Annotated in this window: 16 protein-coding genes; 13 read left to right on the forward strand and 3 right to left on the reverse strand. The window is 40.9% G+C overall.

Annotated features, from left to right (window positions below; all coding sequences use genetic code 11):
* The 11 genes from AC1DM9_RS06985 to AC1DM9_RS07035 all read left to right on the forward strand — a co-directional run bounded on the left by AC1DM9_RS06985 (nucleotide 1) and on the right by AC1DM9_RS07035 (nucleotide 11,824).
* Entirely contained in the window at nucleotides 1-915 is a 915-nt protein-coding gene (locus AC1DM9_RS06985; RefSeq protein ID WP_477510519.1) for a polyprenyl synthetase family protein, read from the forward strand.
* Between the two features lie 117 nt (nucleotides 916-1,032).
* Nucleotides 1,033-2,931, forward strand: coding sequence for a 1-deoxy-D-xylulose-5-phosphate synthase (gene dxs / locus AC1DM9_RS06990; RefSeq protein ID WP_076267073.1), 1,899 nt, complete (start codon nucleotides 1,033-1,035; stop codon nucleotides 2,929-2,931).
* Between the two features lie 16 nt (nucleotides 2,932-2,947).
* The gene (locus tag AC1DM9_RS06995; protein WP_441910399.1) at nucleotides 2,948-3,781 is read left to right on the forward strand and encodes a TlyA family RNA methyltransferase; all 834 of its coding nucleotides are present in this window, start codon (nucleotides 2,948-2,950) and stop codon (nucleotides 3,779-3,781) included.
* Nucleotides 3,782-3,960: 179 nt separating this feature from the next.
* On the forward strand, nucleotides 3,961-4,428 hold the full coding sequence (locus AC1DM9_RS07000) for a hypothetical protein (RefSeq protein ID WP_441961172.1): 468 nt from the start codon (nucleotides 3,961-3,963) through the stop codon (nucleotides 4,426-4,428).
* Nucleotides 4,429-4,444: 16 nt separating this feature from the next.
* Entirely contained in the window at nucleotides 4,445-4,897 is a 453-nt protein-coding gene (ahrC, locus tag AC1DM9_RS07005) for a transcriptional regulator AhrC/ArgR (protein WP_076266962.1), read from the forward strand.
* A gap of 16 nt (nucleotides 4,898-4,913) precedes the next feature.
* Nucleotides 4,914-6,626: a DNA repair protein RecN gene (gene recN / locus AC1DM9_RS07010; RefSeq protein ID WP_441883314.1), complete on the forward strand. Its 1,713-nt coding sequence runs from the start codon at nucleotides 4,914-4,916 to the stop codon at nucleotides 6,624-6,626.
* 123 nt (nucleotides 6,627-6,749) lie between these two features.
* Complete coding sequence (gene spoIVB / locus AC1DM9_RS07015) at nucleotides 6,750-8,078, forward strand: SpoIVB peptidase (protein WP_477510521.1); 1,329 nt, start codon at nucleotides 6,750-6,752, stop codon at nucleotides 8,076-8,078.
* 297 nt (nucleotides 8,079-8,375) lie between these two features.
* Complete coding sequence (gene spo0A, locus AC1DM9_RS07020; RefSeq protein WP_076266965.1) at nucleotides 8,376-9,188, forward strand: sporulation transcription factor Spo0A; 813 nt, start codon at nucleotides 8,376-8,378, stop codon at nucleotides 9,186-9,188.
* Between the two features lie 225 nt (nucleotides 9,189-9,413).
* Entirely contained in the window at nucleotides 9,414-9,569 is a 156-nt protein-coding gene (locus AC1DM9_RS07025) for a hypothetical protein (protein WP_477579195.1), read from the forward strand.
* Nucleotides 9,570-10,079: 510 nt separating this feature from the next.
* Entirely contained in the window at nucleotides 10,080-10,997 is a 918-nt protein-coding gene (locus AC1DM9_RS07030; protein WP_477579197.1) for an NERD domain-containing protein, read from the forward strand.
* 122 nt (nucleotides 10,998-11,119) lie between these two features.
* A complete protein-coding gene (locus tag AC1DM9_RS07035) occupies nucleotides 11,120-11,824 on the forward strand; it encodes a YHYH domain-containing protein (RefSeq protein ID WP_477579199.1) in 705 nt (234 codons plus the stop codon).
* Between the two features lie 144 nt (nucleotides 11,825-11,968).
* On the opposite strand, the gene AC1DM9_RS07040 is transcribed toward AC1DM9_RS07035, so the two are convergent.
* Together AC1DM9_RS07040 and AC1DM9_RS07045 are read right to left on the reverse strand one after the other, a co-directional pair.
* Nucleotides 11,969-13,189: a GNAT family N-acetyltransferase gene (locus AC1DM9_RS07040; protein WP_477579201.1), complete on the reverse strand. Its 1,221-nt coding sequence runs from the start codon at nucleotides 13,187-13,189 to the stop codon at nucleotides 11,969-11,971.
* Nucleotides 13,190-13,478: 289 nt separating this feature from the next.
* Complete coding sequence (locus AC1DM9_RS07045; RefSeq protein ID WP_144376707.1) at nucleotides 13,479-13,646, reverse strand: mechanosensitive ion channel protein MscL; 168 nt, start codon at nucleotides 13,644-13,646, stop codon at nucleotides 13,479-13,481.
* 136 nt (nucleotides 13,647-13,782) lie between these two features.
* Here AC1DM9_RS07045 and coaD point away from each other — a divergent pair, with 136 nt between their 5' ends.
* Entirely contained in the window at nucleotides 13,783-14,265 is a 483-nt protein-coding gene (coaD, locus tag AC1DM9_RS07050; protein ID WP_076267027.1) for a pantetheine-phosphate adenylyltransferase, read from the forward strand.
* A gap of 91 nt (nucleotides 14,266-14,356) precedes the next feature.
* Here the strand turns inward: coaD and AC1DM9_RS07055 are convergent, their stop codons facing one another.
* Nucleotides 14,357-14,650 carry a DUF2627 domain-containing protein gene (locus AC1DM9_RS07055; RefSeq protein WP_076267028.1) on the reverse strand — a complete coding sequence of 98 codons (294 nt, stop codon included), beginning with the start codon at nucleotides 14,648-14,650 and terminating at the stop codon, nucleotides 14,357-14,359.
* A 216-nt stretch (nucleotides 14,651-14,866) separates the two neighbouring features.
* On the opposite strand from AC1DM9_RS07055, the gene lpdA reads away from it, so the two are divergent.
* Nucleotides 14,867-16,294, forward strand: coding sequence for a dihydrolipoyl dehydrogenase (gene lpdA / locus AC1DM9_RS07060; protein ID WP_430057922.1), 1,428 nt, complete (start codon nucleotides 14,867-14,869; stop codon nucleotides 16,292-16,294).
* Nucleotides 16,295-16,381 lie beyond the last annotated feature (87 nt).

The following is a 16,381-nucleotide window of genomic DNA, read 5'->3' on the forward strand; positions in this document are numbered from 1 at the left end:
TTGAGCGAGAGGGCAGCAATAAAAGCATATTTATCGCAAACCACGGAGCTTATTGAAGCTTCGCTAAAACAATCGTTACCAAGCTCATGGGATGTTCCCCTACGTCTGAGGGAAGCAATGCTATATTCCCTTGAAGCAGGTGGGAAACGCTTAAGACCAGCACTCGTTATTGCAGCCGCAGAAGCTGTTTTCAATAAGCCAGAAACATTGAGTGCTGCTATGCCTGTTGCTTGTGCCGTAGAGTTTATACACACCTATTCGTTAGTGCATGATGATTTGCCAGCTATGGATGATGATGATTTCCGCAGAGGCAAGCCAACCAACCACAAGGTTTTTGGTGAAGCAATGGCGATATTAGCCGGGGATGCGCTTCTGACGCACGCCTTTCATTTAATTCCACAAGCAGCTCGTCAAGGCGGTGTCGCAGCAGATGTTGCGCTTGCCATTGTCGAAGATTTGGCTAAATTAGCAGGAGCTCCCGGGATGGTAGGCGGTCAAGTTGCCGATATGCTAGGTGAGCAAGGCATTACGTCAATTCATGAACTAGAGTATATTCATCTTCATAAAACAAGTGATCTTATTGCCTTCTCGGTTATGGCTGGCGGCCGTATTGGCGGAGCAACAGAAAAGCAGCTTGAACTGCTCGCGATTTATGGACGCAACATCGGTCTTGCTTTTCAAATTCAGGATGATATTTTGGATTTGATTGGGGACGAGAAAAAGCTGGGTAAGAAGACGAACAGTGATGTTCAGCAAAATAAAGTAACCTATCCGTTCCTTATCGGAATAGAAGAAAGCAAAGCTCAAGTTGAACGGCTTACCCAGGAAGCGAAGTCTGCAGTGCTGGAAGCGGAGTTCATAGCTCCAGATCGACTGCTTGAAATTGCAGATTATCTTGTTGGGCGCGATCATTGAGTATGTGATGCTTTTTCCATTTTGGTTGGGAAAAAAAGCTCGGTATGCTATAATAGGAAAAATGTAGATGTACATGGGACAGCAATAAATGCTGTCCGCGAAAGCGAGGAAAGTAACGTGCTGCTTGACCAGATTAACGGACCTCAAGATTTGAAAGCTTTGACAACCGCTCAGCTAGAGCAACTGGCCGCTGAAATCCGTCAGTTCCTTATTGAGAAGCTTTCCGTTACGGGTGGTCATCTCGCTCCTAACTTAGGAGTCGTTGAGCTGACCCTAGCCATGCATTATTTATTTAATAGTCCAGAAGATAAGTTTATTTTTGATGTAGGCCATCAATCCTACGTTCATAAAATTTTAACCGGTCGTATGGATCGGTTTGATACGCTGCGTCAATATAAAGGTTTATGCGGTTTCGTCAAACGTTCAGAAAGCGAACATGATGTTTGGGAAGCTGGACATAGCAGTACATCATTGTCTGCCGCTATGGGTATGGCGCTTGCTCGTGATCTTAAGGGTGAGAGCAATCGTGTAGTTGCAGTTATAGGCGACGGTGCTTTAACTGGCGGTATGGCCTTAGAAGCGCTTAATCATATCGGACACGAGAACAAGAACTTAATCGTTGTCTTGAACGATAATGAGATGTCCATTGCTCCAAATGTGGGTGCATTGCATCACTATTTAGGGAAAATTCGTACAGATCGTCATTATCATAAAGCTAAGGATGAGCTTCAACAGCTGCTCAACAAAATCCCGGCAATCGGCGGGAAGCTTGCTAAGACGGCTGAACGTTTTAAAGACAGCTTAAAATATTTGCTCGTTAGCGGCATATTGTTCGAGCAATTTGGATTTACTTACCTGGGTCCTGTAGACGGACATGATATCGAGCAAGTGATTGATATTATGCGTCAAGCGGATGCAATGCCAGGACCTGTTTTAGTCCATGTATTGACTGTGAAAGGCAAAGGTTATTCTCCTGCCGAAGCAGATTCGTTCAAATGGCATGGCATCACGCCATACAAAATTGAATCAGGCCAAGTAGTCAAAGCAGTTGGCCCGCCAGTATATACTGACGTTTTTGGTCAGATGCTAATTGAGCTTGCTGAGAAGGACGAGCGCATCGTTGCTGTTACTCCAGCAATGCCGGGCGGTTCAGGTTTGCTGCCATTCGCAGCAAGATTTCCGAATCGAATGATCGATGTGGGCATTGCAGAACAACATGCAGCTACCATGTCTGCTGCTTTAGCGATTGAAGGCATGAAACCTGTGTTTGCAGTGTATTCGACTTTCTTGCAGCGAGCATATGATCAAGTCGTTCATGATATTTGCCGTCAGAACCTGAATGTTATATTTGCCATAGACCGTGCTGGATTCGTTGGCCCGGATGGTGAAACACATCATGGTGTTTATGATATTTCATTCTTAAGACATATACCAAATTTGGTCATTATGATGCCTAAGGATGAGAATGAGCTAAGACGAATGCTCAAGACCGCCGTAGAATATAATGATGGCCCAATAGCTGTTCGTTATCCGCGCATTGCAGGATTAGGCGTAGAGATGGAAGCAGATCCGCAAGTATTGCCTATAGGCAAGTGGGAAACCGTACGCGAAGGCGACTCGACCGTTATTATGGCCATTGGACCGATGCTGCAGGTTGCTGAAGAAGCTGCAGACCTTCTCAAGCGTGAAGGCATCAATGTTCAAATTGTAAATGCTCGGTTTATTAAGCCGCTTGATGAAAAGATGCTATTATCGTTTGCTGCAGAAGGCAGGCATATGATTGTGCTTGAGGAAAATGCAGAGCTTGGCGGTTTTGGCAGTTCTGTTCTTGAGTTCTTCTCACTCAAAGGCATTTACGGCTTAACTATTCGGATCATTGGAGTACCTGATGTATTCGTTGAACACGGATCCATTAAAGAACAACGCAAAGAAATTGGATTAACGGCTGAGAGAGTTGCAACAGAATTAAAAACGATGCAGCCAAGGCGCATGAAACGAGTTACTGGCAAACAGTAACGTCTGAGGGTGAAAGATGACAACAACAACAGCTAAAGAACGAATAGACGTATTGCTTGTTGAGCGCGGCTTTTATGAAAGCAGAGAAAAGGCAAAAGCGGCTTTGATGGCGGGTCTTGTGCTAGTAAATGACGAGCCTGTTGACAAAAGCGGTATGAAGGTGGCACGTTCGGCAGACATTAAGGTAAAGGGCGCGCTTCATCCTTATGTTAGCCGAGGCGGGCTAAAGCTGGAAAAAGCGATTCGAGTGTTTAATATTGATTTGCGCGAACGCGTTATGCTCGATATCGGTGCTTCAACCGGTGGCTTTACCGACTGCGCATTACAAAATGGGGCATCATATGTATATGCTATTGATGTTGGATATAACCAACTTGATTGGTCGCTAAGACAAGATGAACGCGTTCATGTTATGGAGCGAACTAATTTTCGTTATACGCAGCCAGCTGATTTAGTTGGGCCACCGCCAACATTTGCAACAATTGATGTATCCTTTATTTCGTTAAAACATATATTGCCTGCTTTATCTACGTTATTAACGGTTGGTTCCGGTATTGTAGCTTTAATTAAGCCGCAATTCGAGGCTGGGCGTGAGAAAGTAGGTAAATCAGGAGTTGTACGTGACTCTGGCGTGCACAGAGATGTACTTCGTACCGTTTTGACTGGAGCAGCTGAGATTGGTTTTTCATTGCAGGATATTACGTTCTCCCCAATTACGGGTGGAGAAGGCAATATTGAATTTTTAGCTTATTGGCATTGGTCTGCTGAACCAAATACTGCTGTACCCGATGACAACGCATTAGCAGAGCTAGTGAAACAAGCAAATGAAACCTTTACAACGAATAAATAAATGAGGAAGGTGCCTGGCAGAGTCATAACTGCCGGCATCTTTTTTACTTTACAGCATAGTGCTCCATTTGTTAAACTATAGAAAAGCAAACAAACGTTCGGCAATCGACACAAACAGGAAAATGCCCCCAGCATAGCGAACGAATAAGTATACAATCCATTTGCGAATGGGGGATGCTGATGGGAACCTATGGTGATTGGGCGATCATGCTTGTCGCTGGATGTTTGTTCGTATTGTGGCTGTTCAGAGTGTTTCACCGCTGGCTGCATGAGCCTGCAAGCGTTAGTCGGCTTACGCTCGGCAAGGGCGGTACTCTTTCAGTAGATGATGAAAATATATTGTTGCTGGAGCAAGCTGGGTACGAAGTAACTTCAGGAAAACATTTAGTTCCGATTCCAATCAAGCTTGATGATGTGCCGCTTGGAAAGGGAAGCCGGTTATACATTGATTATATTGCGGAAAAGAATAATTGCACGTATATAGTGAAAACTGCTCGTGACCGGATGCCAATTGACTGGTCGCCGAGCGGTGTAAGAGATCGTTTGCTTGTGTATTCGCTGCTTTTGCCCGAATGCGATGGAATTTTATTCGTGGACGCAAGGGAGAAGTTGATTCGCAAAGTCACGTTTCACATTGCAGACCAATAACTCATGGAGGTTTTTTATGAAGGGGCTTCGTCAATATCGAATTAAAGAAATTATTAGCAATAGTGTGATTGAGACACAAGAGGAGCTTGTAGAAGCGCTTCGCACGACAGGTATGCAAGTAACGCAAGCGACCGTTTCACGCGATATGAAGGAATTAATGCTAATTAAAGTGCCTGCAGGTGAAGGCAAATATAAGTATTCCATTCCGCAAGAGCATCAGAAGCAAAATCCTATTCATAAGCTTAAGCGGGCTTTGCTTGACCATTTTGTACATATTGACTTTACAGATAATCTTGTTGTTATGAAATGTTTGCCAGGGACAGCAAATACCATTTGTGCATTGGTTGATAATATGGAGTGGACTGAAGTAATGGGTACAATCTGCGGAGACGATACGATCTTGATGATTTGCAGAACCAAGAAGCAAAGCAATGAAGTAGTAGAACGATTACTTGAGCTATTGAACTAAGGAGGATGTCAGAGCCATGCTGCGTGAGTTGTCGATAAGGAATTTAGCGGTAATTGAAGAAGTAAACGTTACATTTCATCATGGATTTCATGTATTGACAGGAGAGACAGGAGCAGGTAAATCGATTCTTATTGATGCGCTAAGCTTGCTGGTCGGCGGTAGAGGCTCCGCAGACATGGTACGGTATGGTTGTGATAAAGCTGAAATGGAAGCTTTATTTGACCTTCCACGAAATCATCCTGTATGGGTCGTTCTGAACAAGCTTGGTGTACATGCATCCTGTGATGAGATGTTAGTAATAAGAAGAGAGCTGTCTGCAAATGGTAAGAGCAGCAGCCGTGTGAATGGCCAGCTCGTTACAATGACCATGCTAAGGGAAATTGGCGAATGCCTTGTCAATATTCATGGTCAGCATGAGCATCAATCACTCCTTCGAACAGAACAGCATTTAGAGTGGCTAGATCTATTCGCTGGAGATTTGCTAATTGAACGGAAGCAAATATATCGGACCATATTTTCGCAGCTTCAGCAGGCAAGGGCATCATTACGCGAGCTGGAAAATTCGACTAGACACAATGTGCAAATGCTTGATTTATATCGTTTTCAAATTGAAGAAATATCGAATGCGCAGCTTAAGCCATTGGAAGATGAGCTTCTAACAGAGCAGAGGCGCAAGCTATTGTATGCAGGGAAGAGAATGGACGCCGTATCGGAGGCCTATTCGCTTTTGTATGGAGGCAAAGGGCTTGATATGGTTAGCAAGGCAGTAGCTAAGCTGATAGATATTCAAACTTATGACGCAGCGAAACTAAATCCACTTCTTGAACAGCTTCAATCTGCCTTTTATCAAGCTGAAGATGCTGCATTCCAGCTTCGTGATTATCGTGATGGCATTGAGTCTGATCCTGATCAGCTCTCGCAGGTTGAAGACAGGCTTGATTTAATAAATAGTATGAAGCGCAAATACGGGGAAACAATACCCGATATACTTGCTTATTTAGAGAGGACAATTGTGGATCGTGACAAGATCGAGAACCGTGATCAACTTCTTGAAGAGCTTAAAGCAGAGGAAATGAAGCTTTATGATCAAGCGCTGATTTTGGCACAGGAATTGTCACAGCTTCGGGAGCATGCAGCGACAAAGCTGTCTGAAGCGATTGAGAATGAGCTAGGACAGCTTCAAATGCCAGCGGCTAAGTTTCGTGTGCAAATCGATACGACAGTCGGAGGAGCGGGTGAAACAAAGCAGATTCGCTTGCATAGCAATGGTATGGATGAAGCGATCTTTATGCTCTCTACTAACCCAGGAGAGCCGTTGAAGCAGTTAAGCAAGATTGCTTCTGGGGGAGAAATGTCGCGTATTATGCTCGCCCTTAAGAGCATTTTCGCAGAAATTGATCAAGTTCCTGTACTTATTTTTGATGAGGTCGATACAGGCGTCAGCGGACGTGCTGCTCAGGCTATCGCAGAGAAAATGTCACAGCTTGCATCGAAGTGCCAAGTATTCTCTATAACGCATTTGCCTCAGGTTGCTTGCATGGCAGATCATCATTATGAAATAAGAAAACAAGTCATTGGTTCGCGTACATCTACATCTGTATCGGAACTGCTTGAAGCGGTACGTATCGAAGAACTAGCACGCATGCTTGGCGGAGTGGAAGTAACGGAAAAAACACGGAATCATGCACAAGAAATGCTTGATTTGGCACATAGACAGAAAGGAGCGTAATGGAAGCCAATTAGGGAATGTTTTTGTGGACATAAAACGAACGGGTGAGGGTAACTTAAAGGTACGCCATTGGCGACTTATCCTTCTTCGTCATGCGATGGAAATACAGGGAGCGTGAAATCATTGAACTCCAGTCAAAGGAAGCGATGGTTTGGCCTGGTTCTCGTTTTCTTCATTTGCATGATCGGAAGCTCCACCCCGTTTCAACATTTTGCCGCAATCCCGAATGAACTTCGTTTATTCTCCGGGCAACTGAAACGTTTACAATATGGAGTGCCCGTTCATGCTGAAGTAACGGTCGACCCTCAAATGCTTCAGATTAACGGATCAACCAGTCATTCTTTATCCGTAAATTTGAATGAACCACTGTCACTGCAGTCGAGTCAAAGCGGTCAAACGAAAATGAAAGTGAAATTATTTGGTAAAATTCCATTCAAGACTGTAAAGGTTAATGTTGTACCTGATCTCCGTGTCATTCCAGGCGGTCAAACGATTGGAGTCAAAGTTAAATCATCGGGCATTTTAGTTGTAGGACATCATCAGGTAGCTGGCAGCAACGGCATGAAACAATCCCCTGGTGAGGCCGCAGGACTGCGTTTAGGCGATTTAATTGTGAAGATTGATGGTACAAGCATTAATCAAGTAAACAGGATTGCGGAGCTAAGTGAGAAGGCTGGCAATGAGAAGAAGCCGCTTGAAGTAACCTATAAGCGAGATGGGCAATTAGGCAAGACGCTTTTAAATCCAGTTTATGATGCGGAAGATAAGGCATGGCGATTAGGTTTATATATCCGTGATTCAGCAGCCGGCGTAGGTACATTAACGTTTTATGCACCAGATCAGGGTGTTTATGGTGCATTAGGCCATGTTATCACGGATATGGACACACAAACTCCGATTGATGTTGGCGAAGGCCAGATTTTACAGTCCAGCGTTACGTCCATTAACAAAAGCCAAAATGGCGAGCCGGGAGAAAAAAGAGCGCATTTTGTGAAAGAAAGCAAAATATTAGGCAATGTTGAGCGAAACACTCCGTTTGGCATTTTCGGCAAAATGAATGAAGTTCCTACTCACAGTTACAGTGATAAATCTGTTCCTGTCGCATTTGCTGAAGATGTTAAGGAAGGGCCAGCGCAAATTTTGACTGTTGTGAATGGACAGAAGGTTGAGCGCTTTGATATTGAAATTGTGCATGTATCAAAGCAATCTGGTCCAGCGACAAAAGGTTTGGTTATTAAGATAACGGACAAAAGATTGTTAAGCAAAACCGGTGGTATTGTTCAAGGGATGTCGGGTAGTCCGATCATTCAAGATGGCAAATTAGTTGGAGCTGTCACTCATGTATTCGTTAATGATCCCTCTTCAGGATATGGCTGCTTTATCGAATGGATGCTGCAGGATGCAGGAGTACTGCTGAAGTCGGCAAACGGACATATCGGCGAAGCTGCATAATGGCTTGCTATTAGAAAATAACGCCCTCTTGAGCTGAATAGCAGCTTAGACGGGCGTTATTTTTAATTAAATCCATTTATCTAAAAACCGCGTCAATAGGTAAATGAGCAATGAAATTTGTCGAAGAAGAACGAACATCATCGGTACATGTAATAAATTTTTTATTATATCGAATCCCCGTAAAAAAATAAAGAAAAATAATTTTCGACAGAAGGAATTGAACTCCACATGTCGAAAACTTTAGATTAGACAACTAGTGAGCGAAATCATGAATATCATTTAAGGGAGGACCACAACTTGCATAAGATCGAAGTATTATTAGCAGATGACAACCGGGAATTTACTAATTTGTTATCGGAATACATATCCGAACAAAGTGATATGAGTGTGAGTGGAGTCGCGTATAATGGAGAAGAGGTTTTAAGACATCTGGAGGAAGCAAGAAAAGTTCCTGATGTGCTTATCCTTGATATTATTATGCCTCATTTGGATGGACTAGGTGTACTTGAACGGTTGAAAGAAATTAACCTATCTCCTATGCCCAAGATCATTATGCTGACTGCTTTCGGCCAAGAGAACATTACTCAAAAAGCGGTACAGCTTGGTGCTTCCTATTATATTTTGAAGCCGTTTGACATGGATATTTTAGCTAATCGTATTCGTCAGCTTGTTGGGAACCCAACTTACTCTTCAACGGGCAGCTTCACAACTAGCTCCTCTTCAATGAAATCCAACGTCGTTCCTATCCCTAAAGGGAAAAACCTCGATGCCAACATTACGAGCATCATTCATGAAATCGGAGTACCTGCTCATATTAAAGGTTACCAGTACTTGCGTGAAGCGATTACGATGGTTTATAACAATATCGAAATTCTTGGTGCCATCACAAAAACTCTTTATCCTGCCATTGCTGAAAAATTTAAAACAACGCCATCTCGCGTTGAACGCGCTATCCGCCATGCCATTGAAGTGGCTTGGACTCGTGGCAACATCGACAGCATTTCTCACCTGTTTGGCTATACGATCAACATCAGCAAATCAAAGCCTACTAATAGCGAGTTCATCGCGATGGTGGCTGATAAGCTGAGGATTGAGCATAAAGTTAGCTGAACGTAGAAGGGAGAATCGTTAAAGGAAAACTCGTTTTTTAATAACTATCCGTAATCTAGTTATTGTGTGACTTCATACGTTTCAACTAGGTCATCTTAAATTCGATATGATTTGAATCCACTGCTTTATTGGGCTTTAAACCCCATAAGAGGAGTGGATTTTTTTGTGGGGAAATTAATAGGATCGTAGAATTAATAATAATTTCTGAATGGTAAGGTGGTAACTATGTACAAAGGAATTGAGATTAATGGAGTTGTCTTCTCAAATGATGAAAAAGACATTAATCATGATGAATTTTTAGATGCTTTCATTCAGTTTATAGAGGCAAAAGGCTGGAACTTCGGTGGAGGAACAAAGGAAGTTGATAGTGAAGATGAGTAAGATAAAAATATCCCTGATTTCTTCTATAAGATTCTTTTAAATTGACTTATTTCGAATGTGATAAAGATGAGTGAACATCGCAGCACGTGTGTCGTTCTTTTAGAAGTAGTTGAAAGTGATCTATAATGGTTTGAATTGTGTGAAGAAAAAAAGAAATATTTGGGATGCGGAAGATATAAGAAGCCATTCAATTACCTTAAACAAATTGAAGATTTTTAAGGACAGACTATCGTGAAAACGCGTTATCTGTCCTATTTGACTTTATAGTAGGGTTAGTTTTGTTGACAAATTTACTCTTTCTTTTAATCGTCTCCTAGCGACTAAATTCTCTCCATAGAGTTTATGGCAAGAATAGTGCTTGAATAATTAAATTCTTAGCTTATTTCATGTTTAAAAGCAATTTATTCAATAAAACTCATTTATGGATAAAATATGGTATAATATAACTATGTTTAAAGAGCTTATTCCTACTAACGATCTATAAAAACTGATAACCAAGGAGAACTGCATATGTCTATATTAAACATATTATTTGGTCAAAAAAGAACAATTCAAAATCCAACATTCATTAAGGATTTTTCAAAAGATAGTTTGCAACTTGCAAATCTTAATGATCTGCTAAATAAGGTTTCAGATGGAGATAAAAAAGATAACATTGAGAAAGACATTAAGCTACTAAAATATGGGCTAGATGGTGAGAACAATGTATATTTCGAATTGAAGCATTCATTCCTCCCTATCATTTGCTTGCATGATGTAAGAGTTGTTTATGAAGATTATGTTGCACAGCTTGATTTTGTAGTCATATCAAATAAATTTACATGTATCTTAGAAACAAAAAAGTTGAGTGGAAATATAAACATAGATCAGGATGGAAATTTTATTAGAACGATTAAGAATCGGTATGGGAAGGAATATAAAGAAGGAATCTATAGCCCGGTAACTCAAAATAAAAGACATGTTGATATACTTAAACATCTACTTTCAAAAGAGCTAAAAATCAATAATATGCCTATCTTATCACTTGTTGTTATGGCAAACCCAAAAACAATAATAAAGAAATATAAATGTCCAGTAGAAGTAGAGAAAACTCTTATAAAGTACGATCAGATTAAAACCACTTTAGAAAAGTATCAAAATGATAAATCGAACCAGTACGATTTGGGTGAGAAGGAAATGCTCGATATTGCGAATCTGCTTATCAAAGTAAATTCTCCAATTGAAATGGATTTAATTACAAAATACCAAATTTCAGATGATACCTATGCAAGAAAAGATGATCAGATTTTAAGAGAAGAATTGATGGCATACAGATTGAAAACATCTAGAGAAGAAAATGTGAAAGCGTATTATATTTTTAATAACAATGAAATGGAAGATATTATATCCAAATATCCAAGATCAGAAGAGGAACTATTGGAGGTATAGGGATTTGGAAAGGTTAAGGTTGAAAAGTATGGAGGTGCTATTTTAAGTTTTTTTAAACAATAGCTAAGATTAAAATCTTTGAAATGGAAATTGAAAAGAACTGGGAGGATTGAGGAAATTTCATGAAAAAAAGCTTAGGAATTATATTATCATTTATTCTTTTTTTATTAGTAGTAATGCCTACACTTACTTCAGCTCACTCAGGTCGTACGGATAGTAATGGAGGACATAATTGTTCAGCAAAATCTAAGTCCAAAGGTTTATGCTCTGGTTATCATTATCATAATGGTGGATCAAGCAATAAAAGTACAAACGTTTCCAGCACTTCTACCAAAATTACTAAGGTGAAAGTTATAAGTAATGAATATCCTCCAGCTCCACATTGTATAAAGCTAAAAGATACTTATAAATCAACTGATACATATTTTAATTATTACGAACGTAACTGGGATTGTAACCGCTATACAATTGATGGCGAAGTATTCACTTATCTAGATTTAAATTTATATGTTAACAACCAATATATGAATCTTAATAGCCAACTAATTAGCGTCAAAAATTCAAGTTACATCTCAGTTAGGGATTTTTCAAATTCTTTTAACTTTAGTATTGAGCTAGATAAAGTGGGAAATGTAATTTTAAAGAAAGATAAAATAATAATTAAAATAACTACAGATGACAAAAAGATTTTATTAAATGATAAATATACTGGTGTAAAAGCTATTAAAGCTGAAGGCTATTATTACATTCCATTACGTTCTGCAATGGCGTTGATAGATGGTAAAATTAATTCAGTTGAGAATTCGAAAATATATTTATCTTATTAGTCAATTAATTATGCTGGTTAAAAAGAAATATCATATAAGTTTTTAGAAGGAATCATAGCAATAAAAACCACTGATCTTTTGGTCAGTGGTTTTTTTGATTAATTCAGCTGCAATATCTGGGGGAACAAAACGAAATTCACTTAATCAGAAATAATCAGAGAAATACGGACGCTCCTGATTAATCAATTGTTCCAGTTTTCGAATGGACGTGTCATCGGCCTGCATACGGCCAATACGTGCAAGATAGGTTGGTCGTTTGTAACCCATTAACATCGTCGTTAAAGCGGGAATGTCGATAACTACCGATGGTGCGATGCCGCCAGGAGTCATTTGACCTTTTCCGTTTGTGTCCACCGTGAGGGTGAAGGTTCCTTGATTCCATTCAAGCATTGGATCATGGAGATTGATAACTATTCTGCTTTCCTTTTCCTGCATTTCAAATGGATATTGCTCAATGAACAATACGATATCTACAATTCGTGCCATGTAATAAGGAGCAATGGTTTCTTTAATATCCCCGTCGTCCAATATAAATGCAAGAGGCTCATCCTGATAGATATCCCCTTTTACAAGCGTAATCATTGAGAAATGGGCACTGACAAAGTTCCATAATCCAGTGCGTGCCTCTTCGTTAATATAGATCATTTCTTTCATGTGAAAGATCTCTTCAGCAATCCAATACAGCAAATACCCCATAGGTGCGTCGTTATTGTCGTAATAGATCGCTACAGTCATATCATCTAAATCCCAGCGCAAATACTCTTCCCAAGCGAGCTCGTTTCGCAGCATTGCACCATGGTGCAAGCGGGCAAATTGCTCATATATTATTTTGATGTCCGGATGTTCAATGGTTACACGTTCAACATGACCAGGCACGTTTTTCAGCTTAGGCAGCTGAGTGTCCGGAACCTCAAAAGAAATTTTATCAGAAATGATCTCCCAGCCTTTACGTCTGTAATAAGGAATTGAGTAGGGGTATAAGTAAGAGATCGATTGTTTCCGCTCACGCATTTTGCTTAAGGCAAGCAGCATGAGTTTATTCATCAAGCCCAAATTGGCATATTCGGGATAGGTTCCGACTCCTGTCAGTCCACCCATTTCATAAATATGTCCGTAGATGTTTACCTGAAAGGGATATACAGCAAGCTGAGATATAAGTTTATCGCCATCAAACCACCCTTGAACATCGGCATACTGAAGTACGGGAAGTTTGGCCTTTGCAATCTCTCTGTTCTCCCAGCCAAAGGTTTGTAAATCGCGATTGGTCACTTGAAAAACATAGCGCAATAAATTGTTGAACTGCTCGCCATGCTGGGTTTCGATTTTTTTTAACTTGAGTCTGTCATGCAATTTCCGTCGACTCATAGGTGACGACCTCCATTTATTTAAACATATCCAAGTAGTGTACCATCCCTTAGAAGTGCAAACAAATTAGTCCTATTTGGAAGGGAATGAAGCACATGATTCGAATTTGCTGATTCAAAATGTTTATTGGCGTATGGTGAAAAGTTTTCTATATGCTGAGGATGTCCTACAATTGATCTGATTAATCAAAAACAGACACGGATGTGTGTTAAGTAGGTATCGAGGTTGGAGGAGTTGAAAATTGAAGATAAAATGGATTTTTCAAAAAAAAAAGGCCATCAAGGATGCCTCAGTTGTAAACAACTCTGCGGTTTAAATAAACGTTGCTGCCATATTTCTTGATTAAACCATGCGATTCTGCTTTTATAAAGCTATGAATTTCTTTTAGGCGCTGCGTCTGTGGCTGGATTGTCTCTTTTACTTTTCCATCTACGGTAACATCGAATACAATTTTCATGATTGCACCTCATTTCTTTTGGTTAATTTCATAATAGTGTTGTTGTATGATGAGATCATAAATTGAAATGCGGACAATTGTAATTTTTTTTGGGAAGCATCATCGCTATGTAAAATATACAAGGAGAGGTGACAGGATGAGAGCCGTCTACGCTGGAAGTTTTGACCCGATTACACTAGGGCATGTGTCCGTTATAGAGAGAGCCTTTCAATTATTTAGTGAGGTTCATATTATAGTCGCCAATAATCGATCAAAAAAACATCATTTTACGATTGAGCAGCGTACGGAGCTTGTCGCTTTATCTGTGCCAAAGGATGATAAAATCCATATTATTCCTTATGAAGGCATTGTGGCTGACTATATAAATGAGCATGATATTAACGTGGTCATACGGGGAATTAGAAATGCAACTGACCTAGAATATGAACTGCAGCTTGAGCAATATATTCGTAATACTACGTTGGCGGATACGATTTATTTATCTCCATACACGCATTACATGCAAACGAGCAGCTCTCTCGTTAGAATGTTTCTTATGTCTGATAAGACGGAGCTGGCAGCTTCGTATATGGTTCCAAAAGCGTATGCGCAAATGCTTGATTACGTGGATTATACCTAGTTTTTTACAAATTCATCATACAAAAAAACCGCCAAGCTAGGATCAAAACGATCCGAACATGAGCGGTTTTAATTATGATTGTTGTATAAAACTAGCTTTGTGGCTTTGGCGGACGAGGTCGTTTCTGCTTGAACCTAGTAGCAACGTAGTTCCGTTTGCGGTCGCGAAAAAAAGTCCAGCCCGCGATAAAACCTGCACCTGCAGCGAACATGATAAATCCAAGTAAAAATTTGAGCCATTCAAAATCTGGCGTAATGGTTTCATTTCCGAATTCAGAGAAATACACGAATACCGAATCTTTCATTTTCAGAAAACCGAAGCAAGCAAGTAAGCCTGGAATAACGAGCATGAGGATAGCAATAAAGCGAGCAGCAACTAATTTCATAAATACAGTGTCTCCTTATCGGTCAAAATATACAGTTAGCTCTATCATACCTTTTTACGTGTAGAGTGTCTATTTCGTAAAACGACGATGTTTTCGTCATTAAAAACAGGTACAATAGGGATGGATGACATGTTACAATGCGAATGGGCATCTTAGAGATTTATATGAATAGGCAAAAAAAGTATATAGTTATGGTTATTAGAAGGGAATGATTTTATGGCTATACAGGTAGATGTAGCAGTGCTCGGAGGCGGGCCTGGCGGTTATACAGCAGCCATTCGTGCTGCACAACTAGGAAAATCGGTTGCCATTATCGAAATGGACAAGCTTGGCGGCACATGCCTACATAAAGGATGTATTCCGAGTAAATCGCTGCTCCGGAGCGCTGAGGTATATTCAACGCTGCTTGAAGCAAGCTCATTTGGCATCCAAGTGGCAGATGGGGCGATATCGCTCAACTATGGCAAAGTACAAGAACGTAAGGATCAAACCGTAGAGCAGCTCTATCGTGGACTTCAAAGCCTAATGAAAAAGAATGGCATTCAAATTATTCAAGGCAAGGGCAGAGTCATTGGTCCTTCAATCTTCTCTCCAAAAAGTGGCTCATTGGCCGTAGAGCTGCCTGATGGGGAAATGGAATCGGTTGTATCCACTAATCTCATTATTGCTACAGGATCTCGTCCTCGTACATTGCCAGGTTTAACACCAGACGGCGAATATATAATGACCAGTGATGAAGCGCTAGTTATGGACAAACTGCCTAAATCCGTTATTATTGTCGGCGGTGGGGTTATCGGCGTTGAATGGGCTTCACTTCTGCATGATTTTGGCGTTCAAGTTATTTTGGTAGAAGCGGGCTCCCGCCTTTTGCCTGGTGAAGATACAGAGGTTTCAGCTGAGCTGACAAGAGTGCTGCGCGGACGCGGTGTACGTGTGTTGACTGGCGTTCAACTGCAGACCGATCAATACAAAGGCGAAAACGGTGAAGTGTCTATCGTTGCAGCTACGCAAGACGGTGACGTCATATTGACTGCAGAAAAGCTATTGGTATCCGTAGGACGCCAAGCGAATGTGGAAAACATGGGTCTCGAAAATACCGATGTTCGCACATCGGGCGGTGTGATCGAGGTCAATGCGTTCGGTCAAACGAGCGAGCCGCATATTTATGCCATTGGCGATGTTATTGGCGGTGTTCAGCTCGCTCATGCTGCTGCGCATGAGGGTATAATTGCAGCTGAGCATATTTGCGGTGAGAAACCCGTTGCGATTGAGGCTCATTTGATACCAAGGTGCATCTATTCCCGTCCGGAAATTGCTTCTTACGGCTTGACAGAGGATGGAGCACGCGCGAAAGGGCATGACATCAAGACGGGTAAAATTCCGTTTCAAGCGATTGGCAAGGCTATTGTTTTAGGAGAGAAAGAAGGATTCGTCAAGGTAATCGCTGATCGGAAGACCAACGATATTGTTGGTGTTCATATGATTGGAGCTCATGCAACGGATCTAATATCCGAAGCAGCACTCGCTGGAATTCTGAACGCAACACCTTGGGAAGTTGGCCAAATGATCCATCCTCATCCGACGCTTTCGGAGGCGCTGGGAGAAGCGATGCTCGCCGTAGATGATAGAGCGATATCGTTCTAATGAAGACTGTTTTCTTTTTGGTTCAATTGGAGTTATAATATATATGATCAAGTCTTAGTACCAGGTTATAATAGCGCGCAAAAGGAG

The organism is Paenibacillus sp. 01T431, assembly GCF_056398625.1.